At 62.2% G+C, this 26,030-nt stretch carries 21 protein-coding genes and 1 tRNA gene; 9 read left to right on the plus strand and 13 right to left on the minus strand.

The genetic code is table 11. The features are described 5' to 3' along the window. Positions 1-3: 3 nt before the first annotated feature. Positions 4-846 (plus strand): transglutaminase family protein, encoded by an 843-nt coding sequence (locus IYW40_RS16580; protein WP_196401388.1) that lies wholly within the window; start codon positions 4-6, stop codon positions 844-846. Positions 847-851: 5 nt separating this feature from the next. On the opposite strand, the gene IYW40_RS16585 is transcribed toward IYW40_RS16580, so the two are convergent. After that, positions 852-1,241, minus strand: coding sequence for a transposase (locus tag IYW40_RS16585; RefSeq protein ID WP_196401389.1), 390 nt, complete (start codon positions 1,239-1,241; stop codon positions 852-854). Positions 1,242-1,730: 489 nt separating this feature from the next. Between IYW40_RS16585 and IYW40_RS16590 the strand changes: the two genes are divergently transcribed. Then, a tRNA-Thr gene (locus IYW40_RS16590) sits at positions 1,731-1,805 on the plus strand. A 158-nt stretch (positions 1,806-1,963) separates the two neighbouring features. Here the strand turns inward: IYW40_RS16590 and IYW40_RS16595 are convergent. The 3 genes from IYW40_RS16595 to IYW40_RS16605 all read right to left on the minus strand — a co-directional run bounded on the left by IYW40_RS16595 (position 1,964) and on the right by IYW40_RS16605 (position 4,828). After that, a complete protein-coding gene (locus IYW40_RS16595) occupies positions 1,964-2,176 on the minus strand; it encodes a hypothetical protein (protein ID WP_246720854.1) in 213 nt (70 codons plus the stop codon). Between the two features lie 219 nt (positions 2,177-2,395). After that, the gene (locus IYW40_RS16600; RefSeq protein WP_196401391.1) at positions 2,396-4,060 is read right to left on the minus strand and encodes an outer membrane beta-barrel protein; all 1,665 of its coding nucleotides are present in this window, start codon (positions 4,058-4,060) and stop codon (positions 2,396-2,398) included. Positions 4,061-4,537: 477 nt separating this feature from the next. Further along, on the minus strand, positions 4,538-4,828 hold the full coding sequence (locus tag IYW40_RS16605) for a hypothetical protein (RefSeq protein ID WP_175093313.1): 291 nt from the start codon (positions 4,826-4,828) through the stop codon (positions 4,538-4,540). A gap of 338 nt (positions 4,829-5,166) precedes the next feature. Between IYW40_RS16605 and IYW40_RS16610 the strand changes: the two genes are divergently transcribed. Genes IYW40_RS16610 through IYW40_RS16620 form a run of 3 tightly spaced genes read left to right on the plus strand, consistent with a single transcriptional unit; the run spans position 5,167 to position 8,140 of the window. Next, positions 5,167-6,099, plus strand: a complete 933-nt coding sequence (locus IYW40_RS16610; protein ID WP_196401392.1) for a polyprenyl synthetase family protein — start codon at positions 5,167-5,169, stop codon at positions 6,097-6,099. Positions 6,100-6,111: 12 nt separating this feature from the next. Next, positions 6,112-6,825 carry a DUF1345 domain-containing protein gene (locus tag IYW40_RS16615; protein WP_196401393.1) on the plus strand — a complete coding sequence of 238 codons (714 nt, stop codon included), beginning with the start codon at positions 6,112-6,114 and terminating at the stop codon, positions 6,823-6,825. Between the two features lie 7 nt (positions 6,826-6,832). After that, positions 6,833-8,140: an MFS transporter gene (locus tag IYW40_RS16620; protein WP_196401394.1), complete on the plus strand. Its 1,308-nt coding sequence runs from the start codon at positions 6,833-6,835 to the stop codon at positions 8,138-8,140. Here the strand turns inward: IYW40_RS16620 and IYW40_RS16625 are convergent. The 3 genes from IYW40_RS16625 to dnaG form a co-directional block, all read right to left on the minus strand. After that, the gene (locus IYW40_RS16625; RefSeq protein WP_348644294.1) at positions 8,137-8,727 is read right to left on the minus strand and encodes a Uma2 family endonuclease; all 591 of its coding nucleotides are present in this window, start codon (positions 8,725-8,727) and stop codon (positions 8,137-8,139) included. The two genes, IYW40_RS16620 and IYW40_RS16625, sit on opposite strands and share 4 nt — an antisense overlap. A 66-nt stretch (positions 8,728-8,793) precedes the next feature. Next, on the minus strand, positions 8,794-10,809 hold the full coding sequence (gene rpoD / locus IYW40_RS16630) for an RNA polymerase sigma factor RpoD (RefSeq protein ID WP_196401396.1): 2,016 nt from the start codon (positions 10,807-10,809) through the stop codon (positions 8,794-8,796). Between the two features lie 201 nt (positions 10,810-11,010). Then, entirely contained in the window at positions 11,011-12,915 is a 1,905-nt protein-coding gene (gene dnaG / locus IYW40_RS16635; RefSeq protein WP_196401397.1) for a DNA primase, read from the minus strand. A 105-nt stretch (positions 12,916-13,020) separates the two neighbouring features. Between dnaG and IYW40_RS16640 the strand changes: the two genes are divergently transcribed. Beyond that, the gene (locus IYW40_RS16640) at positions 13,021-13,248 is read left to right on the plus strand and encodes a BrnA antitoxin family protein (protein ID WP_196401398.1); all 228 of its coding nucleotides are present in this window, start codon (positions 13,021-13,023) and stop codon (positions 13,246-13,248) included. A gap of 6 nt (positions 13,249-13,254) precedes the next feature. On the opposite strand, the gene IYW40_RS16645 is transcribed toward IYW40_RS16640, so the two are convergent. The 3 genes from IYW40_RS16645 to IYW40_RS16655 form a co-directional block, all read right to left on the minus strand. Then, positions 13,255-15,672 carry a TonB-dependent receptor gene (locus IYW40_RS16645; protein ID WP_196401399.1) on the minus strand — a complete coding sequence of 806 codons (2,418 nt, stop codon included), beginning with the start codon at positions 15,670-15,672 and terminating at the stop codon, positions 13,255-13,257. Positions 15,673-15,798: 126 nt separating this feature from the next. After that, entirely contained in the window at positions 15,799-16,266 is a 468-nt protein-coding gene (gene nikR, locus IYW40_RS16650) for a nickel-responsive transcriptional regulator NikR (protein WP_196401400.1), read from the minus strand. Continuing rightward, positions 16,254-16,685, minus strand: coding sequence for a hypothetical protein (locus tag IYW40_RS16655; RefSeq protein ID WP_196401401.1), 432 nt, complete (start codon positions 16,683-16,685; stop codon positions 16,254-16,256). The genes nikR and IYW40_RS16655 overlap by 13 nt, the downstream gene beginning before the upstream one ends. Before the next feature lie 608 nt (positions 16,686-17,293). Between IYW40_RS16655 and IYW40_RS16660 the strand changes: the two genes are divergently transcribed. The 3 genes from IYW40_RS16660 to IYW40_RS16670 are packed head-to-tail and all read left to right on the plus strand — an operon-like array spanning position 17,294 to position 22,634. Next, positions 17,294-19,561, plus strand: coding sequence for a TOMM precursor leader peptide-binding protein (locus IYW40_RS16660; protein WP_196401402.1), 2,268 nt, complete (start codon positions 17,294-17,296; stop codon positions 19,559-19,561). Further along, on the plus strand, positions 19,533-21,008 hold the full coding sequence (locus tag IYW40_RS16665; protein WP_246720855.1) for a SagB family peptide dehydrogenase: 1,476 nt from the start codon (positions 19,533-19,535) through the stop codon (positions 21,006-21,008). Before IYW40_RS16660 ends, IYW40_RS16665 begins: the two co-directional genes overlap by 29 nt. 48 nt (positions 21,009-21,056) lie before the next feature. Continuing rightward, entirely contained in the window at positions 21,057-22,634 is a 1,578-nt protein-coding gene (locus IYW40_RS16670; RefSeq protein WP_246720856.1) for an amidase, read from the plus strand. 154 nt (positions 22,635-22,788) lie between these two features. Here IYW40_RS16670 and IYW40_RS16675 read toward each other — a convergent pair whose 3' ends face one another. The 3 genes from IYW40_RS16675 to IYW40_RS16685 all read right to left on the minus strand — a co-directional run bounded on the left by IYW40_RS16675 (position 22,789) and on the right by IYW40_RS16685 (position 25,774). Further along, positions 22,789-24,249 carry a glycosyl transferase family protein gene (locus IYW40_RS16675; RefSeq protein ID WP_196401403.1) on the minus strand — a complete coding sequence of 487 codons (1,461 nt, stop codon included), beginning with the start codon at positions 24,247-24,249 and terminating at the stop codon, positions 22,789-22,791. Between the two features lie 113 nt (positions 24,250-24,362). Then, positions 24,363-25,538, minus strand: coding sequence for a UDP-N-acetylglucosamine 2-epimerase (non-hydrolyzing) (gene wecB / locus IYW40_RS16680; RefSeq protein WP_196401404.1), 1,176 nt, complete (start codon positions 25,536-25,538; stop codon positions 24,363-24,365). Between the two features lie 80 nt (positions 25,539-25,618). Then, the gene (locus tag IYW40_RS16685) at positions 25,619-25,774 is read right to left on the minus strand and encodes a hypothetical protein (RefSeq protein ID WP_196401405.1); all 156 of its coding nucleotides are present in this window, start codon (positions 25,772-25,774) and stop codon (positions 25,619-25,621) included. Between the last annotated feature and the right edge of the window lie 256 nt (positions 25,775-26,030).

Here is a 26,030-nt window from a genome sequence, read left to right on the forward strand (position 1 = left end):
CAGATGCGCATCCGCATACGGCACGAAACGACCTATCGCTACGCGGAGCCGCCGCGAATGGCCGTGCAGCATCTTCGCCTGTCGCCGCGCAATCACGATGGGCAGCATGTCGTCGACTGGCGCATCGACGTCGATCGCGATTGCCGACTGGTGCAGTCGGAAGACGCGTTCGGCAATACGCTTCACCGCTTCTCTGTCGATGGGCCGATCGAATCGATCTCCACGGTGGTCGAAGGAGAGGTGACGACCTTCGACATGACCGGAGTCGTGTCAGGCGCGGTCGAGCGCTTTCCGCCGATCCTTTACATGCGCGAGACGCCGCTGACGACGCCGAGCGCAGCGATCGTAGATTTCGCACGCGAAACGACGGCGAAGGAAAGCGGAACGCTCGCGAAGCTTCACGCGCTGCTTGGCGCGATTCACGAGGCGCTCACATTCGACGCCGCCGCCACGCATTCGGCGACGACGGCGGCGGAATGTTTCGAGCATCGCAAGGGCGTCTGTCAGGATTTTTCGCATCTCTTCATCGCCTGCGCGCGCGGGATCGGCGCGCCGGCGCGCTATGTGAGCGGCTATTTCCTCGGCAGCGATGGCGAGGATCAGGTCGCCGGCCACGCATGGGCCGAGGCCTATGTCGAGGATCTCGGCTGGGTGGCCTTCGATCCCACGCATGGCGTCGCGCCGCAAGAACATCACGTGCGCGTCGCCGTCGCGCTCGACTATCTGAGCGCGGCGCCGATCCGCGGCGCGCACTCAGGCGGTGCGGGCGAAACGCTGGACGTCAAAGTGCGCGTCGCGCGGGCGGCGGCCTTCAGCCAATCGCAGTCGCAGTCACAATCGCAGTAGGGGTCTTAGACTTCGACCAATTGGCCGACTGCGGCGCGCTGGCGCCCGTCGGCGTCGATTCGCGCGCGCTCGGCTAAGTCAATTTCATCGCACGGCGTGAAGCGCAGCCCGTATTTGTCATATTGGAAATCGCATTTGCCGTTGTGGCTGAGCGCGGCCACGACCCGCGGCCAGACGTCCTTCCTGTCCCAGCGATGATAGCGCGTATAGATCGTGTACCATTTGCCGAACTGCGGCGGCAGGCTGCGCCAGGGCGAGCCGGTGCGAAAAATCCAAAACACCGCTTCGAGAAAAAGCCGATTGTCGCGGGCTCTACAGCCTGGGTCGCCTTCTTTTCCGGGAAGGACGGGAGCGACGGCCTGCCAATGTTCGTCAGAAAGATAATTCTCAATCAATTGATCCTCCGTCGCGGCGCATTGCGACGTCGACCCGGGCGGACACGCCTTCGAGGTGAAGGGCCGACAAGGTCGATCGGTAGCTCAATCTTAGGTTGTAAATTTAGACAACACAACCTGTTTTCGGCGGGGTCGTCCGGCGAAGGCGTGCGTTCAGCCGCCGCCTGGGCTGGACGCCAGGGCTCCGAATCCAGGTTAACGAGGGGTCATCTCGCCGCGTCATGGCCGCGCTTGTCGCGGCCATCCACGCGATGACGCGAGGCAAATGTGAGGATATGAGCCGAACCTACCGTCTCCGCGCGAAGCGTTTCGCGGTTGACCGGCGTGGATGCCCGGCACAAGGCCGGGCATGACGCTGAGAGTGAGCTGAAATTAACTCGAGTTCGAAGCCCTGGGCTGGACGCGCGCGCGCTTGCGACTTGCGCGTCCCTGTGGCACACAGGCCCCGAACGCGTCGGACGCGATTTCATGCGTTTCGGGCGATCAAGCGCTGCAGTAGCTCAGTGGTAGAGCACTCCCTTGGTAAGGGAGAGGTCGAGAGTTCAATCCTCTCTTGCAGCACCAGCTCAATAATTCTTCTGTCAGTTCGACGCCGGACGCGAGCGCCGCCCAAAGCGGCGTCGTCTTTTCCACGCAGCTAAAGCCCGCCAGAGAGGTCCGGCAGGCTTTTTCGATGCTGGCGAGCGGACGGCGACGCGAGGCGCGCCGCGCGGCGGGAGATCTTAGGAGAGGAACGCGTTCAAGCGGGAGAAGGCTTTTGAGCTGTAGTCGCTCAAGGGAAGGCTTTCGAAAAAGTCCTCAACGCCCTTGGGATTCTGGCCCCAGGCGATCAGGAAACCCGCCACCGCCAATAGCAGCACGGACAGCAACGCCGACGAGAGGCCCGCGAGAACCCCAACCGCCAGAATGATTCCAATCTTGGTCCTGTTGCTCATCGCCATTGCTCCGTCTCCTGATTGCGCCTCGTCTGCACTCATTTAGATTAACATGGTTAACCAACAATTAGCGCGCAAGCTCGCCTGCGTCTGCGCGCAGCGCGTCGCCGCCGGCCTCTTCAAGCGCGGGCGCCCCGCGTATGGCGCGTCTGCGCCGTTCCTTCGCGCGCAACTCTTCGCCAGCTTCCGCAGCCTGGAACGCTGCAGGGGTCGATGGCGCTAATTCGGATCGGCGCTCCCTCCGTTCAGATCGAACGCGAAATTGAGCGAGGCGTTGAATGATTGAGTATTGAGCGCGCCCGAAGTGCTCGCCGGTGTATAGCCGATGGAGGTGATGTCAAAACCGGGCACCGGCGCGGCATACCAGGCCAGATAGTAGCTGGTCGTGCTTCTTGTCTGGGAGAACGTATAGTTGAAATCGACAAACCAGGACGGCGTCAGGAAATAGGTGACGCCAGCCGTCGCGGCCGCGCCCCACACCCAATGGGAATTTTGATAATTCGCAGGAAGCGCGGTTTGATTGATCGGCGCGCCCTGCGAATTGCGAAAGCCAGTCAAATTATTCAGATTTGTTTGAATTTGGGAAAGGGACGGCCCCGCGCCGAGATAGAGAAACCCGTTCGAGAATGCGCGCCCGATAAAGGGCGTCAGAACGAGCTGATGGTTTATGCTCGCCTGATAGGACTGAAGATAGCCCGTCCCGAAGAAATTAAATTCTCTATCGAAATTGTTATTTTGGCCGTCGAGCGTGACGTTAAACGCGCCAAACTGAGGGATGAGCACGTTGGACCGCGAGGATTTCGAATCCAAATACGTATAGGAAAACTTAGAGCCCCAGAGCCAGTTGGTCCCTTCAAAGTGATTGAAGTAGTTGATCTGCCCAATCGGCGCTAATCGGACTTGAGGAGTCAGATTGACGCCCGTGTTCCATCCCGCGAAGCCATAGCCGAAAAGCCGTCCCAGCCTATCAATGTTATTTGAGGTTCCGGCCCAATAAAGATTCTGCTGCTCAAACGTCGCTAGATTGAGATTGCCGCCGACGCCAATCGATAGTGCGGACTTCGGCACAAGAGACGTCGACGCGATTTCCGCGTCGACGCGCGCGACCGCCGGAGGCGCGCCCCAGTCGAAATGATAATTCACCCCCGTGCGCAGCGTGTTCCAGCGCGTGCGGTTGCTGGCGCTTCCATAAACGCCGCTGTATGCGCCACTGTCGCCGGAAACGTCGGTATAGAGATATTCAGCCTTGACCGACCAATTCGGCATGAACATCCATTCGACGCCGCCGCCCGCCGTCCAGCCGGTCCGTACGGCGGAGACCTGATTGCCCAAGGAGCCGCCGTAAGCGTTCTCGACCTCGGCGTAGGCAAAACCGCCCGTGCCATACAACAAGAGCGTCGGCAGGGGGGTGACGCCGATGCGCGCGCGCGCCGTTCCGAACCAGTGAATGGAAACGCCGCCGCCGAGCCATCCCGGGACGTAGCTGACCGCGCCATTGCTGTTCTGCAAATAGCCTGGGGAGAGGCCGCTGCCGGACAGCAGGCTCGTGCCCTGAAGATCGGCTTCCGCGCCTATGACCGCTAGGGGCGAGAGCGCGTAACTGTAACCGATCTGACCGCCGCCGCTGACGCCGCCGCCAGCGCCGAGCGCCGTGAGGCTGTTGGTCACCCCGCCATTCAAGCCGTCTGGTCGCCAGATATTGCCGTTGCGGGCGTCGGCGCCCCATCCGCCGCCGATGTTCACGCCCGCATAGAAGCCGGTCCAAATGGGAAAGGGGACGGAAGGCGTCCCGGCGCTCTGAGCGAAGGAAAGCCCCGGGACACATGCGGAGCCGATCGCCAGAGCGACATGAAATTTCGCCGCACAGACAATCGCCTTTTTCATCGCGCACCCCAAGCCAGTGGAAAAACAGGAAAATTCCCTGCCAGCTTCGACGCGGCTTTAGGGGCCCAGTCAATCGGCGCGCAGCACAAAGACGCCTTTCCAAAACATTTTGTGGTTTGGATGTGTCCTTGCAGCCACATCACCTTCTGGTCATTTCAGCGTTTTTGGCTTCGCGGCTTTGTCCCGAAGCGCGCCCGCGCCTTTTGGTTTCCGGGCGCATCCATCAAGCTGAGTTGAAGAATTTCAGCCTGAGTAATAGCCGACGATCGCGGCGCCGAGAAAGAAACCGATCGCCCCTATAATCATCAGTCTGGTTAAGCCTTCCGGCATGAACTCTCTCCAGTCGGCGCCGCTCGCCTCAAATTAGTGGTCTCAACTCCAAGATCAAGAAGCGTTGCGCCCAGAGCGTGGCTATCGCGTGGGCAGAAAAGAAAAACCGCAGGCAAGCGCCTGCGGTTTAAAAAATTTGGCGCGCTCTTAGTAGTTATAGAAAGCGACGCAGACGCGGTTGCCGTAATAGTCCCAGCCCCATTTCGCGCAGCGCCGCGGCGGAGCGGTCGCCGCGCCGACGATGGCGCCGCCGGCCGCGCCGATCGCCGCGCCGGCGAGCGTGCCGCCCGCGCGTCCGCCGGACGCGAGCGCGCCAATGCCCGCGCCGCCAAGTCCGCCGATCACGGCGCCGCCTGCCGCGCGTTCACCGGGCGTGTTGCACGCCGTAAGCGGCGCGGCCGCCATGAGGGCGGTCGTCAGCAGCAGAACTTTCTTCATGCGTTTCTCCTAGGGTGACGCTGGATCATCCGCATCCAGGCGAAGCGGCGACGGACCAGTCCGATCGCATGCGCGCCGCGAGAAGTCTTTACGACGCCGCGGCCGACGACCGCTTGGGGATGCCGCAAGCCGCATTGGCGTCGGGCGGAGTTTAATAAATGCTCTCTGCAATGACTGTCGCAAAAATACAACATCGTGCGACATTCAGGCGTTCGCCGCTTAGGAAAAGCCCGAAACGCGACGAGTTTTCGCCATAAAGGAGCGCGCGCGGCGCCCTTGGGATTGGACCGTAAATTTGCTAGCAGCCACTGTCGTTTGCTTTGGAGGACATCGCTCTCATGGATGCAGCCGCATGCGCCGAGGAATTCCGACGCCGTCTCGACGCCGCCGCCGACGCCGCCGAATCTGCGCTCGACGCGCTGCTCGCGCCTGCGCCGCTTCCTGGCGAGATCGCCCGGCCCGCGCGCCTTCTCGAAGCGATGCGCTATTCTTCGCTCGGCGGCGGCAAGCGGCTGCGGCCCTTTCTCGTCATCGAATCCGCGCGACTCTTTGGCGTCGTCGGCGAAGCGGCGCTACGCACCGCCTGCGCGCTTGAAATGATTCATTGCTATTCGCTCGTCCATGACGACTTGCCGGCGATGGACGATGACGATCTGCGCCGCGGCCGGCCGACGACTCATAAGGCGTTTGACGAGGCGACGGCGATCCTCGCGGGCGACGGGCTCTTGACCTACGCGTTCGACGTCGTCGCCGATCCGACGACGCACCCGGACGCTGGCGTGCGCGCGGCGCTGGTGCTCGCCTTGGCGCGCGCGGCGGGGCTTGGCGGCATGGTCGGCGGACAGGCGCTCGACCTTGCCGCGGAAACCGCGGCGACGCCGCTCACGCTCGAAGAAACCTTGCAGATGCAAGCGATGAAGACTGGCGCTCTGTTGCGCTTCGCTGTCGACGCCGGAGGCATCCTCGGCGCCGCGTCTGTGTCGCAGGCGCGTGCGCTGACGCGCTATGGCGAAGCGCTTGGCGCCGCTTTTCAAATCGCGGACGACATTCTTGACGCAGAGGGCGACAGCGCTGCGCTCGGCAAGCGCGCCGGCAAAGACGCCGAACGCGGCAAGGCGACTCTTGTCGGTCTTCTCGGTCTCGACGCCGCGCGCGCGAGACGGGACTCGCTGGTCGCGGAAGCGACGGCGGCGCTGCGCGAAACAGGACTGGGGGAGGCGACCGACATTCTGGCGGAGGCCGCCCGTTTCGTCGCCGCGCGGCGCAACTGAGGAATCGCGCCGATGCCCCGACAAGGAGTAAGGAGCCGTCGGCGGGCCTCGGCGATCCTGGCGCCATTTCGTGTTGTTCGCGCGCGTCCGCAGCTCTTTCTTAGTCTCGCGTTCGGTCTCCTGGTCGGATTTCTTCTGCCGCAGGCGATGCAGCCGGTCGCACGCGCGCTCGTCGCATGGAACGCGGTCGCGCTCTGCTATTTCGCTCTTGTCTACCTGCTCATCGCCGGCGCCACTCACGATACGATCCGCGAACGCGCGCAGCATTTGGACGAAGGCCGCTTCGCAATGCTGTTGCTCACGACCGCGATCGCCACAGCCTCTTTCGGAGCCGTCGTCGTCGAGCTTGGTTCGGTGAAGTCAATGGAAGGCCTGGAAAAGGGCGCAGCCGTCGCGCTCACCATCGTCACGGTGCTGAATTCCTGGCTGTTCCTGCACCTGACATTCGCCTTTCATTATGCGCATGAATTTTATTTCGAGGAGGAGCATGATCCGGACGAGCCGCCGACGGCGCGCGGCGGACTGCATTTCCCCAACACCAGGATGCCGCAATACATCGACTTCCTGTATTTTTCCTTCGTCATCGGCGTCGCCTTTCAGACGGCCGACATAGAAACCTGCTCGTCGCAGATGAGACTGCTGGTCGCGACGCATGGCATCGTCGCATTCTTTTACAACACCACCATCCTCGCGCTCATGGTGAACGTCGCCAGCCAGTTGGTCTGAAGGACATATGAAAGAAGACGTGGCGGCGATCGACATCAAGACCGAAGCGGCGCGACTGCGCGCGATTTTGATCGGCTCGGTCGGCAATCTCGTCGAATGGTACGACTTTTACGTCTATTCGGCTTTTTCGCTTTATTTCGCCGACTCATTCTTTCCTGGCGAAGACCCCCTCGCGCAGATGATGTCGGCCTCCGGCGTCTTTGCGCTTGGCTTCTTGATGCGGCCGATCGGCGCCTATGTCTTCGGACGGATCGGGGACGGGCGCGGCCGGCGCGCCGCGCTGATGCTCTCGGTGCTGCTGATGTGTCTGGGTTCGCTCCTCATCGCGCTCGCGCCGACCTACGCGACGATCGGCGTCGGCGCGCCGGCGACGCTGCTCTTCGCGCGTCTCGTTCAGGGCGTCAGTCTTGGCGGCGAATATGGATCGAGCGCGACCTATCTCGCCGAGATGGCGCATCCCGAGCGCCGCGGTTTCTATTCGAGCTTTCAATATGTGACGATGATCGCCGGCCAATTGCTCGCGCTTTGCGTGCTGCTCATCTTGCAGAATGTCGCGCTCGACGCTCAGGCGCTGCGCGACTGGGGCTGGCGCATCCCCTTCGCCTTCGGCGCGCTGCTCGCGATCGTGGCGCTCTATATGCGCCGCGATCTTGCGGAAACGCCCGCCTTCAAGGCGTCTCGCGCCGAGCGGCGGCGCGGATCGCTCAGCGCGCTCCTCGCGCATAAGCGCGAGACGGCGACGGTCGTTGGACTGACGCTCGGCGGCACCATCGCCTTCTATGTCTATACGACCTACATGCAGAAATTCTTGAAGCTCTCCGCCGGATTGAGCGATGCGGAGACGACGTGGATTGCGGCCGGCTCGCTTCTCTTCGCGCTCTGTCTGCAACCGATCTACGGCGCCTTGTCGGACCGCGTCGGCCGGCGACCGATGCTCATCGCCTTCGGCGTGCTGGGAACGATCTTCACGGTTCCGCTGCTGACCGCCATTCAGACTGCGCGCGACGCATGGATCGCCTTTGCGCTCATCTGCTGCGCCTGGCTGATCGTCGCGCTCTATACCTCGATCAACGCCGTTGTGAAGGCTGAACTCTTTCCAGCGGCGATCCGCGTCACCGGCGTCGCTTTGCCCTATGCGGCGACTGTGTCGCTCTTTGGCGGCTCGGCGGAATATGTGGCGCTCTGGTTCAAGGCGCATGGCCATGAGAGCTGGTTCTTCTACTATGCGAGCGCCGCGATTTTTGTTTCGCTCATCGTCTATGCGACGATGCCGGATACGAAGACGAATTCTCGGATTGAGCGAGAAGAATGTTAGGCCTGCTCCGTCGTCGGCGCGATGCCGAGGTCCGACAGGCGCACGGCAAGTTCGGGCGCGAGCATCGGCGTCGCAAGCTCGCTTGAGGAAAGTTCTGCAATATCGGTGTAGCCGCTGGCGCCCAACCGGCGATGAACCCATATTGTCGCGCGAATGACGTCGATGACCCACACTTCGCGAACGCCATACGCCGCATAAATGCCGCTCTTGCGGCCCTTGTCGTAATTGAGGCTCGAATCCGCGACTTCAACGGCAAGCAAGACGGCGGGGCCGTCGAGCGCCTTAAGGTCGAGATCGCGACGAAAGACACAAAAGTCAGGCTCGACGAACGTGCGCGCGTCAAGACGCAGCGTGGTTTCCGGCGCGATGGTAAGATGGGCTGGCGCAACACGTTGCAAAAATCGATTCAGCTCAATCTTAATCCACTCATGCCGAGCGCCCTTGGGCGACATGGGCACAACCTCCCCGCCGATCAGCTCGAATCTTTCGTCTTCGTCGATGATGCCGACGCGCACCATCTCTTCGACTTCTGCGACAGTCCAGCACCGTCGAGGCATGCCTTCGGCGGCTTGCGTTTCCAGCGGCAATGAAGCGGGTCGTAAATGCGGGTTCATACGCGCACCTTAGCACGTCCCGTGCTTCGGGCAGGGACGTCAGTTATCCAAGAAGCTCCGCAGTTTCCGGCTCCTTGACGGATGCTTCAGCTTCCGCAGCGCCTTCGCCTCGATCTGGCGGATGCGCTCGCGCGTCACCGAGAACTGCTGGCCGACTTCTTCGAGCGTGTGGTCGGTGTTCATGCCGATGCCAAAGCGCATGCGCAGCACGCGTTCTTCGCGCGGCGTCAGCGAGGAGAGGACGCGCGTCGTCGTCTCGCGCAGATTCGACTGGATCGCCGCCTCGATCGGCAGCACGGCGTTCTTGTCCTCGATGAAATCCCCAAGATGCGAATCTTCCTCGTCGCCGATCGGCGTTTCGAGCGAGATCGGCTCCTTGGCGATCTTGAGGACCTTGCGCACTTTTTCGAGCGGCATGGCGAGCTTTTCGGAAAGTTCCTCGGGCGTCGGCTCGCGGCCGATCTCATGCAGCATCTGGCGCGAGGTGCGCACGATCTTGTTGATCGTCTCGATCATATGCACGGGAATGCGGATGGTGCGCGCCTGGTCGGCGATCGAGCGGGTGATCGCCTGACGAATCCACCACGTCGCATAGGTGGAGAATTTATAGCCGCGGCGATATTCGAATTTGTCGACGGCCTTCATCAGACCGATGTTGCCTTCCTGGATGAGGTCGAGGAATTGCAGGCCGCGGTTGGTGTATTTCTTGGCGATGGAGATCACGAGACGCAGATTCGCCTCGACCATTTCCTTTTTCGCCTGCCGGGCTTCGCGCTCGCCCTTCTGCACCATATGCACGATTTTGCGGAACTCGGAGATTTCCAGTCCCGTCTCGGTCGCAAGCGCGTGAATTTCGGTTCGCAGATCCTTAATGCGATCCTTGTCCGCGGCGACGAATTCCCTCCAGCCCTTGGAGCCGAGTTTGGCGACGCGCATGACCCATTTGGGGTCGAGCTCCGAGCCGTGGAACTTGTCGATGAAGTCTTCGCGCATCACGCCGTGGCTGTCGGCGAGCCGCAGGAGCTTCGTCTCATAGCCGATGAGTCGCTTGTTGATGTCGTAAAGCTGCTCGACCAGCGCTTCGATGCGGTTCTGGTTCAGCGACAGCGATTTGACGTCGGCGACGATTTCCTTCTTGAGCGTCTTGTATTTGCGCTCCTGAGCGGGGGTCAGGGTCTCGTTCTTGAGCTTGTTCTCGACGTTCTGGTCCTGAAGTCGGCGCAGCTTCTTATAGGCGTCGGCGATGCGCGCGAAGGTTTCGAGGACTTTCGGCTTCAGTTCCAATTCCATCGCAGAGAGCGACACGGAATTTTCCATGTCGTCTTCTTCCTCGAACGTTTCTTCGGCGGGCGGGACGTCCTCCTGCAGCCCGGCGGGCGGGGTGCGCGGCGCCGTCGCCGGCGCCAGGTCGGCCGCGGGCGCCGGCTCAGCGGTCTTTGCCGCCTTGCCTTCAGGGCCGGCGTAGGTCGCCTCGAGATCGATGATGTCGCGCAGCAAGACCTTGCCGGCTTCCAATTCCTCGCGCCAGATGATGATCGCCTGGAAGGTCAGGGGGCTCTCGCAGAGCCCGGCGATCATCGCCTCACGCCCGGCCTCGATGCGCTTGGCGATGGCGATTTCGCCTTCTCGCGACAGAAGTTCGACCGAGCCCATCTCGCGCAGATACATGCGTACGGGGTCGTCGGTGCGATCGGCGGGCTCCGACGTGCGCGTCGCCACCGCGGTCGCGCGCGGGGTCTCGACGAGTTCGCCGCCTTCGGGTTCTTCCTCTTCGGCGGCTTGTTCCTCAGCCTCGACGTCGTCCGGGTCGTCGCCTTCAGAGACGGTGATGCCCATTTCCGAGAGCATCGCGTAGACGTCCTCGATCTGATCCGACGACACTTCCTCGGACGGCAGCACCGCGTTCAGCTCGGCATAGGTGACAAAGCCGCGTTTTTTCGCGAGCTTGATCATCCGCTTGACGGCGGCGTCGTTGAGATCGAGAAGCGGTCCGTCGGAAGCCTCCGTCGCCGCTACGGTTTCGTTCTCGACCTTAGTTTCGTCTTTCTTCGCCATCCACAAGCTCCAAACGCCTCGCCCCGGATCGGCTCCCCGAACCAGGCAAGGCGCAAGTTTTCCAAAAATAGCCAGAGAGGCCGGCCCTCTCTACGCCAAAGCGCGGCAAGCGGACGAAAAAAGCCCGGCCGACCGCACCAAACCCTCGCACCGCCCGCTAGCGGCGCGCTTTCCGTCCCCTCTTCACCCCGGCGCTAACTTTCACAAATTCCGCGAGGGCCGGCCGGAAAGCGATCCATATCCTTCCACCGCTGCTTCTGCGCCATCTAGCGCCGACAACTGAGTCTGAATATCCTTCAGCCGCGCATTATTCCGCTCGTTGGGGTTGTCGGCCAGCAACGCTTGCACCGCGCGCAACTCTCTATTTAACGCCAATGATCTGCGATGCAAGGCGAAAGCCTGTCGCAGGCTCTCGCCGGCGTCCGCCGCCGCAGCCTCGGGGCGCACGCTCCAGAGCGTCGAATGGGCGGCCATCGCCTGGAGCCGGGCGACCGTCCGCGCAAGTCCAAGCGACGCTAAAAACGGGTGAAGCTCAAGTTTATCGCCCGCGCTGCTCTCCGCGAATCGCAGGAGCGCGTCGCGCAAGTCGCGCGCGTCGGCGGACTCAAGATCAAGCGTCGCCAGATCCTCCGCGCGGGAGTCGATCAGATCCGGATGGTTGATCAGGATCAACAGGATAAGCGCCTCACGCGGCGCAATCGCGGACTTGACGCCGCGAAACAGCGGCGAATTCGCCAGGCCTGGACCAATGGTCAAGGCGCCCTCGTCGGAAGCGCGCCGGCGACCGCTCGCGCCTCGCCGAGGGGCGTCTGGGCGTCGAAACTGGCCGCGCCGATCCTGGCCGAAGAGGCGCTCCAGCCGCTGCGCCAGCTCCTGGAGGTAATGACGTCGCAAGTCGTCATCGCCAATCTGACCAACGATCTCGCGCAGCCGCCGCTCGAGCGCGGCGCGGCGCTCGGGCGTGTCCAGCGTCGCCGCATCGGTTTCGCGCATCCACAGGAGATCGACGAGCGGCAGCGGGTGGTTCAAAGCTTCCGCGAGCGCCTCGGCCCCGCTTGAGCGCAGCAGTTCGTCAGGGTCCTGGCCGTCCGGCAGAAGGACGAATCGCAGCGAGCGCCCGGGACCAATCAGCGGCAGCGCCGTATCAACCGCCCGAAAGGCCGCTTTCAATCCGGCCTTGTCGCCATCGAAGCAGAGGATCGGCTCCTCGGCCAGGCGCCAGAGCAGGGCGCATTGCTCCGGCGTCAACGCCGTGCCGAGCGGGGCGACGGCGTTGGGGAAGCCCGCGGCGTCCAGCGCGATGACGTCGACATAGCCCTCGACGGCGATCACCGCGCCGGTCTCATGCGCCGTCTTGCGGGCGTTATGCAGATTGTAGAGCGTCGCGCCCTTGTGAAAGAGCGGCGTCTCGGGGGAATTCAGATATTTCGCCTGAGCGTCCGCCTCCAGCGCGCGGCCGCCGAAGGCGATGACTCGACCGGCGCGGTCGCAGATCGGAAACATCACCCGATTGCGGAAACGATCGTAGGGAACGGCGATATCCTCGCCATGGACGAGCAGGCCCGCCTCGATCATCGTTTCGACGCTAGCGCCCTTGGCGGCGAGGTGATCGCGCAGCGCATGGCGCTCGGGCGGCGCAAAACCCAGACGGAATTTTTCGCGCGCGGCCAAGGGAATCTGTCTGCGGTCGAGATAGGCGCGCGCTTCGCGCCCCGCGGCGCCGGCGAGCTGCTTTTCGAAAAAGACCGCCGCCGCTTCCAGCGCCTCGCCAAGCGTCGCGCGCCGTTGGTCCTGTTCCTGCTGCTCTTTCGTCTCGACGGGCAGGGGGAGCCCCGCGAGCGCCGCCAGTCTCTCCACCGCCTCGGGGAACGAGAGCCCCTCCGTCTCCATGACGAAATCGAAGATGTTGCCGTTCTTCCCGGCGGAAAAGTCGAACCAGCGCATCTTCTGGTCGTTGACGTAAAAGGAGGGGGTCTTTTCGGCGTTGAAGGGCGAGAGGCCCCGCCACTCTCTGCCTTCCTTCCGAAGCTTCACCTTTTGGCGCACGACGTCGGAGACGGGCAGGCGCGCCCGTATCTCATCGAGGAAGGAAGGGGAAAAGCGCATCGGCTCTCCCTAGCACTCCTTTGCGGCAGGGAGCGAATTCACCGGGATCATGGTTCGCCCGCCCGACTCACGGCCAGATAGCGGAGCATAATGTTGAGACAGAAAATGACCGAAGCGGAAATCGACGCCGCCGTCGCCGACGATCCCGATTGGGCCGAATTGGAGCCTATCGACTGGAGCAAGGCTGAAGTCGTCACGCCGCAAAAAAAACAGGCGATCTCGATCCGCCTCGATAAAGACCTGATCGACTATTTCAAGGCGCAAGGCCCGGGCTATCAGCGGCGTATCAACGCCGTCCTGCGCAGCTATGTGAAGCAGCGCAAGGCGGGTTGAACTGGCTCAGTCCGACACGACCCGCAGGGGCGCTGTGAAGTCTGGCAGCGACTCAAAACTGATTGGACCGCCGAACGTCAAACGCACGGCTGTGGGCTCCAGCGGCTTGAAATGCCGGTCCATCACCCCTACGCCGCAGACCGCGCTCGGCGCGACGCCATTGACGCATGCCGAATACAGCGGATCGGTCGGCAGCAGCGAGCCATAGCCATAGGTGATCTGATCCGACCGTGAATTGAACACGTTGAACGCGTCGACCTGCAGTCGCCAGCCGTCCGCCCAGCGATAGCCGAGCCGCGCGCTCAAGGTGCCCGTCACGGGAGACTGGAGATAGCCGTCTTCGGTCAGCGGGCGAGAGCCGATGTAGCGATATTTCAGCGCGCCGAACCAACCCGTCGCTTCGCCGATTTCAAGGCCGCCCATTGCTGTAATGCCGACGGAATTTTGCAGATAATTGCCGGGCGCGTTTCCTAAAAACGTTCCATAGGGCAGAGCCTCAGGCGTGAGCAGATCGAGCCAGGCGAACGCCTGCAGCTGATCCACGCCGCGATAGCGCGCATGCACCAGCGCCACGTCGCCGTCGAAGCTGATCCACGAGACCGGCCGATAATGATTGGCGAATTCGATGCCGTAACGGCGGCTCGGTCGGCCGAAAGTCGTGGTGCCGCTGTCGCCCTCGAACTGGTTTTCGGAATCGAGATTGAGCCAGAAGAAGCTCATGCTCGAATCAAGGCCTTCGATATATTTGGTGCGCCAGCCAATCTCCGCGCCGCGCGACTTCACCAGAAGCGGAATGGAGGAGACCGTAAGGAAGCCGTCGGTGTCGGAAAGCTCCGACGCCGAGAAGCTCTGCACGGCGCCGCGCGCGTCGGTGGAATGGAAACCTTCGCCATAGTTGAAATAGAGTTCCGTCTTTTGGAAAGGCCCAACGATGATCGAGGCCTTGGGGCTGAACAGCGACGCGTCCTTCGAGTTGCTGTTGAACGGCCCCGTCCAGAGGAAGGCCGGCAGCCCCTCGCTGGTCGCGATCACCGGGGCGCCCAGAAGGCTCTGCAGCGAAGTGACGTTGGCGTTATAATAGTCAAAACGGCCGCCCGTCACCGTGCGCAGCCATGGCGACCACTGCACCGTCGTGTCCGTCCACACGCTGACGCTGCCTTCGCCGACCGCATCGTTGCGCACCGTGTCATAGGGCGTGCGACGAAAACTGTTCTGCAGGCCGAGGCGAATGTCGTCGTAACGACTCTGGAGGCCGATCCGTGTCTGGACCGGAAGACCAAAACTGTCCCACTTGATCGCATGCTCGGCATTGACGCCGACCATGGTGCGCCGATCGAATTGGCGGAACTGGTCGCCGAGGGTTTGATTCGCGAGGTAGTAGGTGAAGTTGTTGTAGAGATCGAGCGTCGAATGCATGGCGTAGAATTCGACGCGAGAGGCGTGATTGCCCTCAGTCTGGCTCCAGCGGCCAGAGAGCGAGAAGCGGGTGGTGTCGCCGCCGTCAGTCGGGTCCAGCGTCCCCCAGAGTGATTTCAACCCGCTATAGACCGCTCGCTCCGGAATCTGGTCAGTCGAATACCATTTGTTGGCGTAGCCCATAAACGTGACGGCGGCGCCATCGAGCTGCGTTCCCCGCGCCCAGCGCAGGACGCTGTTGATCCGGTGCAGATTGTCGCCGCGCTCCCAGGGTCCGTTGTAATATTGCGCCTCGACGGCGCCGTAGGCGGAGCCTCCGGCGAAATCCTGATAAGGCACGACGGCCAGCGCCCGCGCGTAGGCGAAACTTCCGCCGGTGACCTGGAAAAAGCCTTTGTCGATTTTGTCCTTATACTGCATGTAAATCGAGCCGGCCGAGGAGAAGTCTCCGTCCTGCGCGTCGTAAGGCCCTTTGCGCGCCAGCACATAGGCGAGAAGTTCAGGAATAAGGAAATTCGCGTCCGCGTAACCCTGCCCGTGACCATGGGTGCGCATGTTCAACGGCATGCCGTCGAGATAGAGCGCGAGATCGGCGCCGTGATCGAGGTTGAAACCACGCAGGTAATATTGATTGGCTTTGCCGTCGCCGCTGTGCTGCGTGACGATAAGGCCTGGCACGATTTCGAGCGCCTCGCCGGGCTGCTTGAAGGGCAGCGCGTTCACCTCCTTGCCGGTGAAGAATTTCTCGCTTGACGAGGTGATTGGCGGCGGTTGGGGTCCCGCCGGCTCAGCTGGGGGCCGACTGACGGCGGGGACGACCGGCGACGGGCGCGTCGAACTGACGATGCGCGTCCCCGATGGCGTGTGCACGTGGGGAACGGTCACGGAGCGCCGCTGCCCGCCAACATCGATTTTTGGCAGGGAAATCGTATGCGCAAGAGCGTCCGTGCCCAGAAGAACGAAGCCGACGACGGAGGAGACGGAGGTCGCGAGGCGGCGGCGGCTCATTTCGTGGGTTCCCGTACGTGCGCGCTATTGTGATTTTTTTAGAAAATTGTCTTACGCGATGCGTTGGGTCAATTGGCTCGAAACAATTTGCCGTAAGCGTTGCCGATTTGCCACAGACGACGCGCTCTAGCTGGAATGGTGCGGGTGGCGTCCGGTCGTGTGACGATCGACGTGGGGCGTTTCGCCTTGCTCGAGATCCGCCGGCAAGACGACGAGCTGCCCGTATCGAACGCCGCGCTCGCCGATCACATGGCCGGCGAAGTGCTCGACATCATTCTTCTGGCCTTTAAGCAGCGATACTTCGAGACAGGTCGCCTCATCGATATGCACGTGCAGCGTCGCGATCGACATGTCGGCGTGAGAGTGATGGTCATGCATCAGTTTTTTCGACAGCTGCCGCGTCTCGTGGTCGTAGACGTAAACGAGCGCCGCCATGCAGGGGCGGGCGCTGTCATCGGCTTCGGGCGTTTTGAGCAGCCCCGCGCGGACGAGATCGCGAACGGCCTCGGAGCGATTTCGATGGCCGCCTGCCTCCATATACTGATCGAGCGCGCTCATCAGCTCTTCGTCGATCGTTATCGTTACGCGCTGCATATGACGGCTCCGGCTGTTCGCGCCTCCGCCATGCGGTCCAACCCAGCACAAATCCGGTAGCGCGACCGCTCGTTCATTACGCCAAGGCGCATAGGCCGCCAATAGTCTTCGTCGGCGGTCCGAAGCCGGCTGTTCGCTCGGGCGTTCTGGCGGCCAACATGTTTCTTGATCGCGCAGCCTCGGATGCGGTTCGCCGCCGCGTCGCGCGTTCCCGAAGCGGCGATACGCAGGATCGACTGAGCCAATATCCCGGCGAGCCGGTCCATGACGTTAACGATGTGATCTCTGAAGATGCGCGGGAAGGCTTTGGCGGGCTCATGCGTAGCCGGCTTCATTCCATCGGCGATCGTCGAGACATTCGGGCTCGCCTTTTGCCGGATGAGTATTGACCAGCGCGCGAGGAGCGCTATTCTCTGCATCCGTGCGGTTTTTCAGATTTTTTGGGAGGAGTCTATGGCGCGTTCATCGGACAACCCACAGAACAAACATCGAGGCAAGAAAGCCCTCGGCGTAATGGGTGTATCTTTGTCGCTCGCAGGCGCAGCCTGCGTCGATAGTTCTCCTGCTGACGCTTCGACGGCTCCGACGACGAGCCGGACGCGTACGATCGACCTCCGCGAACAGGAAGTGTTCGACGTGGGGCTGAATTCGTTCCGCCTTTTCGATCGCGAAGAAGTCCCGGCCGTCAAGACCGAGCAGGTCGCTTGGTGGTGGGGTGGATGCCGCGGTTGTAGGGGCTGTGGCTGCCGCGGCTGCGGCGGATGCCGTGGCTGCGGTTGTCGTGGCTGCGGCTGCCGTGGTTGCGGGTGACGCACCACTGCGCATGTGACGGCTGAGTCGGTTCCGATAGGCCATCGGCGCTTCGGCCTGAGACCGCGGGCCGAGGCGAGGCATGCAGTCAGGTCGTGCGGAACATTTACATAATGTTCCGCGCGGGTCTGTGGGTCTACGTTCGTCTCTCGGATTCCTGAATCGAACAAATCTCGTCGCTCCTGGACGCGACGAGACGGGGGCGCGCGACAGCCAAATGACAATTGACGTATCTAAACCGCTTGCGCCGAAGCCGGTTTCACAAGAGCGGTTAGGCGACGTCCTTCGATTCGCGCCGAATTTTTCTGTCTACGTCCTGCCGCCTGACGCTGTCTGCCTTTATTCTGAGGACAGAAAGTTTTTCCTGCGTGGCGCGCTCTATTGCGCGCTGGCCGAGCGGATCGGCGCGGGAGAGGACGCCGACGCCATACGTCAGGCGCTCTCCACAGAGTTTCCCATCGACTCAATAGACGAGGCGTTCAAGCGGCTGCTTGATCGCCGATTCGTCGTCCCGGCGGGCGCATCCGATGGCGTTGCGGCGGCCTACTGGGCGAGCCTCGGCCTGCAGCCCGACGTCGCCGCGAAAAATCTGCAGAAGGTCTCCGTTCAGATCGAAGCCATCGGGATCGGCGGAGCGCGGGCGCTGGAGGAGGCGCTGGACGTTTTCGGCGTTAAGGTCGTGAAGCGCGGAGGCGATCTGATCATCGCGCTGGTCGGCGATTATCTCGAAAGCCAGCTCGCGGAATTCAACCGCCGGCGGCTCGAGAAAAAACAGGACTGGCTCCTGGTGCAGCCTTCTGGCGTTTTCCCGCTGGTCGGCCCGATCTTCCGCCCGGGCAAGAGCGCCTGCTGGAGATGTCTCGCCGATCGCATGAACTGGAATCGACAGGTCAAGGCGTTCCTCGGCCGCAAGGAGGCGCGCTGCGTCGCCGTCTCGCCGCTCGGCGCCAATCCGCTCGGCCTGAGCGGCGCTGGCCTCGCCGCCGCGGAGATCGCCAAGGCGATCGCCAGCGGCTTCCGCACCGATCTGCACCAGCATATCGTCAGTCTGGACATGATGGGCTCGATGGTCGCCCGTCATTATGTGCCGGCTCGGCCGCAATGCCCAAGCTGTGGCGACCCCGAGCAGCGCGATCCCGCGCGAACGCCCACGCCCATCCCGCTGCATGCCGGCAGCGCGAGCGTCGTGACGAGCGGGGGCTACAGATCGGTCGCGCCGGGCGACACCCTTGCCCGCAATCGCAAGCATGTGAGCCCGCTGACCGGCGTCGTATCGCATCTCGATCGGATCAAGAGCGAACAGCCGCTCGACGCAAGCTTCATCGCCAGACACAATTTTTCGCCGCGCCCCGAAACCGTCGACGCCCTTCAGGCTGGCCTGAGCGGAGACAGCTATGGCAAGGGCAGCGTCGCCGAACAGGGCGAAGCCAGCGCGCTGATGGAGGCGATCGAGCGCTACTGCGGGATTTTCCAGGGCGACGAGATCAGGACAGTCAGACGATTTACGGATTTCCCGGCCGGTGAGGCGATCCTGCCCAACGACATCCTGCTTTATAGCGACGCGCAATATGAGCAGGGCGCGAAAAGCGGCGGCTGCGGCGAGGGCGCACAGCGCTTCGATCCCGCCGCGGAGGCGGAATGGTCGCCAGTGTGGTCGCTGCGCGACGAAGGCTTCAAATACGTTCCCACCGGCCTTCTGTATTTCTTTCACGAGTCCGGCTGCGCGAATAAGATCAGCGCGGATTCGAACGGTTGCGCGGCGGGCAATACGATCGAGGAAGCCATTATTCAGGGTTTCCTCGAACTCGTTGAACGGGACGCATATGCGATCTGGTGGTACAACCGTTTGCGTCGTCCGGAGATCGATCTCGACAAGCTTGGCGACAGCTATGTGCGCGACCTGCGCGCCGTTTTCGCCAAGATGGGTCGAGACATCTGGGCGCTGGACGTAACGAGCGATCTTGGCATTCCCGTCGTCGTCGCCGTCGCCCATTGGATCGAGGACGGACGGGAATATATCGAAGTCGCAGCCGGCGCGCATTTCGATCCAAGGATCGCGACGCTGCGCGCCATGACCGAGCTCAACCAGTTTCTTGCCATCGAGAGCCTCGGCGGCCGCCCCGAACTCGGGCCCGACGACGATTATGGAGGCGACCCTCTGCCGTTGCGCAAGCACGCCTATCTGCGGCCGCAGGGCAAGGCGTCGTTCGGGCGGTCGCGGTTCAAGAATTTCTCCCAACTCGACGGCCGCGACCAAGTGCTGGCCTGCGTCAAGCTCGCCGCGCGGGCCGGACATGATTTTCTCGTCCTCGATCAGACGCGTCCGGACATTGACGTGCCGGTGGTTCGCGTGATCGTTCCGGGACTGCGGCACTTCTATCGCCGCTTCGGCCCCGGCCGTCTCTACGACGTGCCCATCGCGCTGGGTCTGCGCAAGCGGCCGGTGCGCGAAGCCGATGTCAACCCTTTGTTCCCCCGTACCTGATTTGCTTAGCGAAGCCTCCCAACCCCTCGCGCCGCCGCCACGGCTCTTCGCGCGACTCAATCCTGGCGTCACGCTCGAGCGCAACGCCACGGGCGGCGTCTCCGCCCTTTTCGACGGTCGGGTCGTGGAGTTCGGAAAGTTTGGCGCCGATGTCACAGAGCGCGCCGCCGACTTCGAGACGGGCGTGGCCTTCGATGGGGAGCGGGACGGGGAGTTGAGCGAACTCGTCCGAAGGCTGGCGCTTTACGGACTCGTTGAATATCGCCTGGCTCGCGGGCCGAGCGCTCCCGATCTCATCGTCGTCGAGCCGCAGATGCGCGATTATGCGCCACGGATGATCGAGATCGACGAGGATCGCCCGGTAGTGCTGTCGCGCTTCGCCTATATGCGGCGGCGCGGCGCCGACCTGGTGCTCGAATCGCCGCGCGCCATGGCGCTCTTCCGACTGTGCGACCCAAGCGTTACAGCGATGATCGCGCATCTGTCGGAGGCCCGCACGGTAAAAGAGCTCCGCGATTCGGCCGACTTTCCGGGCGTCGAGCTGCTGGCGCTGCTCCTCGATAGCCAGATTCTGTTCACGCCCGGTCACGATGCCGACCAAGCGCTGCGCGCAGCCGAAGGCGACGGCGATCTCGTTCTATGGGACTTCCACGATCTGCTGTTCCACACCCGCAGCACCGATGGACGGCACGCCAATCCCTCCGGCGGCCTCTACGCCCACGCCGATCTCGCAGCGCCGCCGCCCGCGGTGCGGCCGAGCTGGCCGGGGCCGGCGATTGACCTGAAGACGTTTGAGACGGCGCCGCCTTCGGCCTTTGCGACACTGCTGCGGCGCCGACGCTCGACGCGCGCCTTCGATGAGCGGCGCCCGATCACGCTGGCGGATGTGGCGCGGCTCCTCGACGGCGCCGCAAGAATCATATCGCGAGAGCGTGCGCCAGACGAAGACCAGGATGAGCCGGAGTTGGAGACAGCCCCTCGTCCGTATCCGTCGGGCGGCGCGAGTTACGAATTGGAGCTCTATCTCGCCGTTGATCGATGTGAGGGCTTGGCGCGCGGCTTTTATCATTACGACGCCAGCAGCCACGCTCTTGTTTTGATCGAGACGAACGCGCAATGGCTTACGGCGATGCTGGAGGACGCGCAATTCGCCATGGGCGCGCCGGCGGTCCCGCAAGTCCTCGTCACCATGGCGGCGCGTTTCGGCCGTGTGTCCTGGAAATATAGCGGCTTCGCCTATGCGCTTGTTCTGAAACATGTCGGCGTGCTGATGCAGACGCTCTATCTGATGGCCGCCGAGATGGAGATCGGCGCCTGCGCGATTGGCGTCGGCGACATCGACCTCTTCGCCAAAATGACGGGCCTCGGGTTTCACGTCGAAGGGTCGGTCGGCCAGATCGCGATCGGACGCGGCGTTCAAAGCGATTCAACGCCCGTCGCCGATTGACGGCGCGTCGCCAGCGCGACTGACAGATCGGCGGTCAGGGATCGTCCAATGACTGGCGCAGCACGACGCGATGTTTTGATCGGAGCAGGGACATCCGCTCTGGCGGTCGCGACCGCGCCATGGTCGCGCGGGGCGTTGGCGCAGAAGACCCATTCCCTTCCCGCATCGGAGTGGGATTACTGCACGATCAAAGACCTCGTGGCCGCATTGCGGGCGCGAAAGATTTCCGCGCTGGAGCTCACGGATCGCGCGATCGCGCGCATTGAGACGGCGGACCGGCGCGTCAATGCCGTCGTTGCCCGAGACTTCGAACGCGCCCGCGAGGCGGCCAAGGCGGCCGATGTCGCGCTGTCTCGCGGCGGAACGGGCGCATTGCTAGGCGTCCCGATGACGGTGAAAGAATCCTTCGATATTGCCGGACTGACGACGACATGGGGCGACCCGCAGTTCAAGCGCTTCATGCCGCAAGGAGACGCCTTGGTCGTCGCGCGCTTAAAGAATGCGGGCGCCGTCATCCTCGGCAAGACCAATGTTCCTCTGATGCTGAGCGATTGGCAGACCTACAATGACATCTACGGCACAACCAATAATCCTTGGAGTCTTCGGCTCACGCCAGGAGGATCCTCGGGCGGCTCGGCGGCGGCGCTCGCTTGCGGTTTCGGGCCGCTGTCGATCGGCTCGGACCGTGGCGGTTCGTTGCGCGCGCCAGCGCATTATTGCGGCGTCTATGCGCACAAGCCGACATCGGGTCTTGTGCCTAATCGCGGGCTGACCCCGCCGGGCGCCCCCTCCTTGCCGCGCCATTGCGATCTCGGGGTCATCGGTCCAATGGCCAGAAGCGCTGCGGACCTCGCGCTTGCGCTCGATGTGATCGCCGGACCGGACGAGGAACGCGCCGGCGCCGGCTATCGGCTGGCTCTGCCCTCCGCCCGGCACGATAACCTCAAGGACTTCCGCGTTCTCGTCATCGACACGCATCCGCTTGGCCGTACCGCGAGCGTCGTGAGGGCGGCGGTCGGTCGATTGTCGGAGCGGCTCGTCCGTGCGGGGGCCAAACTCGCGCATGCGAGTCCCTTGCTGCCCGACCTTGCCGAATCGGCGCGTCTCTATGTTCGGCTGTTGTCCGCATTTTGGGGCGCCGATTTGCGGCCCGGCGTCTATGCCAGGCTTCGCGGCGCGGCCGCAGCGCTGTCGCCAAGGAACCGGAGCCTCGCGGCCGAACGCACGCGCGGCGCGGTCATCAGCCATCGGGATTGGCTCGCAGCCGACGGGGCGCGGAGCGCGCTTCAGGAGCGGTGGCGAGAGTTCTTTCGCGAATGGGACGTCGTGCTCTGCCCGGCGATGCCGACGCCCGCTTTTCCACACGATCATTCGCCGATCGAGTCGCGACGCATCGAGATCAACGGCAGATCCTACGCCTACCTCGATGCGCAAATTGTGTGGGCGGAGCTTGCCACGACCCCCGGCCTCCCGGCGACCGTGGCGCCGATCGATCGAACCGAGACCGGCTTGCCGATCGGCGTGCAGATCATCGGACCTTACCTCGAAGATCGCACCACGATCGGCTTCGCCGAACTCCTCGAGCGGGAGTTCGGCGGTTTCTCGCCTCCGCCGGACTATGCGTAAATCATTAGCGCGTCCGCAACGCTGCGCAATGTCACGACCGCCGTCGCGGAATGTCTCGAGCGGAAGTTCGGCGGTTTCGCGCCTCCGCCGGGTTACGCGACGGGCGGCATCTCACGGCCCCGACACAACGCATGTGCTCCAGATGCTTCAAAATTTAAGCTTGAACCGCTTCAACATTATGCGCGGGGATGGTGTGGCTCGTTTTATCCCAATTCAACGGTTCTCCGCGCACTTTGTGGCGCCAAACGAAAATATAGAGCGCGCGCAATGCCGAAGAGAAATTAATGAAGTTCGAGAAAATGACCCTCGGCGCCGACATCAACCCTTGGCCCAACCCATAGATCGACGTCGTAAAGATCATTCGCTGGACGAGCCGGTTGATGAGCAGGACGACGTTGACGAAAAACAGCAGCCGCAGGGTCGGGTTGAGCATTGCGTAGCCGGCGATGAGCCATTCTTCGCTCAACCTTCCAAGAACAAGGATCGCAACAGCGTTGAAAGCCAGGAAATAGGCCACGACGGCGATGATGCCGGACAGGATGCCCTTGCGATCGCGTAGAAAAAAGATTCTCTCGGTAAGCGTGTTCCCCCAGCCGAGCTTCGCGGCTCCCTGGAAGCCGATTCCCAGAAGCCAGCGCGCGCGCTGGCGGTAGGCGGCGCGGTAGTCGCTCGGAAAATTTTCTCTCGTCGCGATCGCGAGCGGTGATGCGATCCGTTGCACCTGATCGGTCCCGAGCGGAATATCGAGCGTAAAGGGGGCCTCATTGAGAACGAACGCGGACGTCAGGCCAAGCGATTTCATGGCGAAGGCGACGTCGTAGTCCTCCGTCAAAGCGATGGGGTCGAACACCTCGCCCCGACGCCAGGACTTCAGAGCTTCGATCGCTTTTCGGCTGAAGCATGCGGCCACGCCGGCGCACGGAACAACGCCTGTAAGACGCTGCCGGACAAACAGATCCTTATTATGAAACTCCGCGAATTCATCCATATAGGTGCCCGCGGTCATCTGAAGGACCGAGCGCCTGAAGGAGTATACCGGGATCTGGATGAAGTCGAAGGTGGCGAGGAGCGCGCTGAACAGCGGAAATTCCAGCGGATGAATCACATCCTCGCTGTCGTGGAGCACAAATCCCTCAAACTTTATGTTTGCGGCTTTCTCATATTCGCCGATTTCCGCGATGATCGCATTGAGACAATCGGCTTTCGTTGTCGGCCCGTCATGCGGACCGACGACAAGACGGACATTTTCTGGAAGTTCCGCCGCCGCCCTCAGCACTTCCAGCTGCGTCGCGGCATCATTGGGATAGGCGCCGACGAAAAAAACCGTCGTCGCGGAATGGACGGCGTTGGTCTTCAACATTTCGTAGATGACAGCCTCTTCGCGCCAAGCCGGCACCATGACCGCGAGGGGGCGTTGCGGCCGTTCAAGCAGCGTCTGTTCAGAAAACTGAAATCGTTCGGCGCGGATCCGTCCTGACAATCTCATAAGCCAGTAAACGACGTCGATGAAGACATCGTCCAGGCTGTAAAGAATAATGGCGACGCCAAAAACAAGGAAAAGTCCCACCAGCGCGTCGACGTAGGCGACGGTGGCGTCCGTCAGGTCAAAAAACATCGGTCGTCCTTAAGCTCTTCAGCCTCGCGTGTTCGGCAGATTGAGCGCGCGTCGGACCTTTTTGTTTGTGCGCCGTGCCGCTAAGGGTCGGCATGGCGAAGCGTTGAAGCGGCCTAGGCCGCCGACAATGCTGGAATCGCGCGCACCAGTCGCGCACGCATCGCGGCGACGATCCGCTTCGCCGCCTGGCCATCGCCATAAGGGAAAACCGGGACAGACATGCGGGCGTAGAGCGCCGGATCGTCGCACAGCTGAGAGATCGCGCTCGACACCGCGGCGGAGTTTGTGCCGACCACGCGAACCGCTCCGGCGCGAACCGCCTCAGGCCGTTCGGTGGTGTTCCTCAGCACGAGGACGGGCTTTCCCAGCGCGGGCGCTTCCTCCTGAAGACCGCCGCTGTCGGTGACGACAATCCAGCATCTCTGCAGCGCCGCGACCATGTCGGCGTAGTCGATCGCATCCGTGACCACGATGCGTGGATGGCCGCCAAGAATTCGGCGCGCCGGCTCATGAGCGTTCGGATTGGGATGGCTGACGAAAAACAGCCCGAGGTCGTCATGCCGGTCGACCGCCGCCCTTATGCCCCGTAGCGCGTTTTCAATGGGGGCCCCGAAGCTCTCCCGCCTGTGCGCCGTTGCGAGAATGACTCGCGGCAAATTCGGAAACCCCTTCGGGGCAGGCAATTTGTGCGCCGCCGTCTGCAGCAAGGCGTCAATGCCCGTATTGCCCGTGACGAGACAGTCGCCAGGATTGACGCCTTCACGCAGGAGATTATTGAGCGACGCTGAGGTCGGAGCGAAATGCATGGCCGCGGTCAGTCCGGCGATTCGCCTGTTGAGTTCTTCCGGATAGGGATCGTTGAGTTTTCCCGTTCGGAGTCCTGCCTCAATATGCATGAAGGGCACGTTCTTGTGAAAAGCGGCGAGGGACACCACCGCAACCGACGTCGTGTCGCCCTGCGCGATGACGCAGTCAGGTTGAACTTCGTCGATCACGCGATCTATCTCGGCCATTACCTTGCCAAACAGCTCGTTAAGCGAGCCGTTTCGACGTTCGAGGTCCAGCCGGCGCGAAGGAACCACGCCAAAATCCTTCAGGGCTCCTTCGACGACATCAGCGTGTTGGCCGGTCGTCACCACGTAGGGAAAGGCCCAATCCGAACGATTGAGTTCGGCGATGACAGGGCCCATCTTGATGGCTTCTGGTCGTGTGCCAACGATGCATAAACAGCAAAGTTTTGACTTAGTTAGGCGAATTTCGCCTTTCTTGAGGCTTGTCAACTCGTTCATCTCAGCTCCGCTCAGAGACGCCAGTTTAGTGGCCTGTATAAATTAGAAGTTCTGAGCTGTCGAATGAACATTTAGACATCTTAGTGGCCTGTAAAAAAAGCTATTCCGATAAAGGAGATAGATAAACCCAGCACCATCAGTACGACGGCTCCCGCCGCGCCAAAAAAGAACGCTCCGATGAAGCCGGCGAGGGATATCAATGTAAACAGCACGAGGATTAACACCATAAGTTGCATTTGGCTTCTGCTCCTGCATATGCGGCGAGATTGGGTTCCGTGTACAAACCTTCTGGGCGCCCCATGGGCGTAAGTATAGATTTTTAATTCAATTTCTAGTGCGAAGCAAAACATGGGAATGCGGCGACCTTGCGAAGAGCCATCGCCCCAGAATTCCAGGCGCACCCCGCCCGTTTTTGTTTCATTAACGGTTATAGGTTAGCAAAAACAACATGATTCGTTCCTGATTCGCGTGTGCGCGTTCGAAGATTCCGAT

The sequence above is a fragment of the Methylocystis sp. H4A genome (assembly GCF_015709545.1).
Classification (GTDB): domain Bacteria; phylum Pseudomonadota; class Alphaproteobacteria; order Rhizobiales; family Beijerinckiaceae; genus Methylocystis; species Methylocystis silviterrae.

What these genes read in the sequence shown, in the direction of transcription:
- IYW40_RS16655 (WP_196401401.1), bottom strand. Translation starts at nt 16,685, where the DNA reads ATGCAGAGAATAGCGCTCCTCGCGCGCTGGTCAATACTCATCCGGCAA.
- IYW40_RS16685 (WP_196401405.1), bottom strand. Translation starts at nt 25,774, where the DNA reads ATGCAACTTATGGTGTTAATCCTCGTGCTGTTTACATTGATATCCCTC.
- IYW40_RS16600 (WP_196401391.1), bottom strand. Translation starts at nt 4,060, where the DNA reads ATGAAAAAGGCGATTGTCTGTGCGGCGAAATTTCATGTCGCTCTGGCG.
- wecB (WP_196401404.1), bottom strand. Translation starts at nt 25,538, where the DNA reads ATGAACGAGTTGACAAGCCTCAAGAAAGGCGAAATTCGCCTAACTAAG.
- IYW40_RS16665 (WP_246720855.1), top strand. Translation starts at nt 19,533, where the DNA reads ATGTCAACCCTTTGTTCCCCCGTACCTGATTTGCTTAGCGAAGCCTCC.
- IYW40_RS16580 (WP_196401388.1), top strand. Translation starts at nt 4, where the DNA reads ATGCGCATCCGCATACGGCACGAAACGACCTATCGCTACGCGGAGCCG.
- IYW40_RS16645 (WP_196401399.1), bottom strand. Translation starts at nt 15,672, where the DNA reads ATGAGCCGCCGCCGCCTCGCGACCTCCGTCTCCTCCGTCGTCGGCTTC.
- IYW40_RS16660 (WP_196401402.1), top strand. Translation starts at nt 17,294, where the DNA reads ATGACAATTGACGTATCTAAACCGCTTGCGCCGAAGCCGGTTTCACAA.
- rpoD (WP_196401396.1), bottom strand. Translation starts at nt 10,809, where the DNA reads ATGGCGAAGAAAGACGAAACTAAGGTCGAGAACGAAACCGTAGCGGCG.
- IYW40_RS16605 (WP_175093313.1), bottom strand. Translation starts at nt 4,828, where the DNA reads ATGAAGAAAGTTCTGCTGCTGACGACCGCCCTCATGGCGGCCGCGCCG.
- nikR (WP_196401400.1), bottom strand. Translation starts at nt 16,266, where the DNA reads ATGCAGCGCGTAACGATAACGATCGACGAAGAGCTGATGAGCGCGCTC.
- IYW40_RS16610 (WP_196401392.1), top strand. Translation starts at nt 5,167, where the DNA reads ATGGATGCAGCCGCATGCGCCGAGGAATTCCGACGCCGTCTCGACGCC.
- IYW40_RS16595 (WP_246720854.1), bottom strand. Translation starts at nt 2,176, where the DNA reads ATGAGCAACAGGACCAAGATTGGAATCATTCTGGCGGTTGGGGTTCTC.
- dnaG (WP_196401397.1), bottom strand. Translation starts at nt 12,915, where the DNA reads ATGCGCTTTTCCCCTTCCTTCCTCGATGAGATACGGGCGCGCCTGCCC.
- IYW40_RS16640 (WP_196401398.1), top strand. Translation starts at nt 13,021, where the DNA reads ATGACCGAAGCGGAAATCGACGCCGCCGTCGCCGACGATCCCGATTGG.
- IYW40_RS16615 (WP_196401393.1), top strand. Translation starts at nt 6,112, where the DNA reads ATGCCCCGACAAGGAGTAAGGAGCCGTCGGCGGGCCTCGGCGATCCTG.
- IYW40_RS16675 (WP_196401403.1), bottom strand. Translation starts at nt 24,249, where the DNA reads ATGTTTTTTGACCTGACGGACGCCACCGTCGCCTACGTCGACGCGCTG.
- IYW40_RS16670 (WP_246720856.1), top strand. Translation starts at nt 21,057, where the DNA reads ATGACTGGCGCAGCACGACGCGATGTTTTGATCGGAGCAGGGACATCC.
- IYW40_RS16620 (WP_196401394.1), top strand. Translation starts at nt 6,833, where the DNA reads ATGAAAGAAGACGTGGCGGCGATCGACATCAAGACCGAAGCGGCGCGA.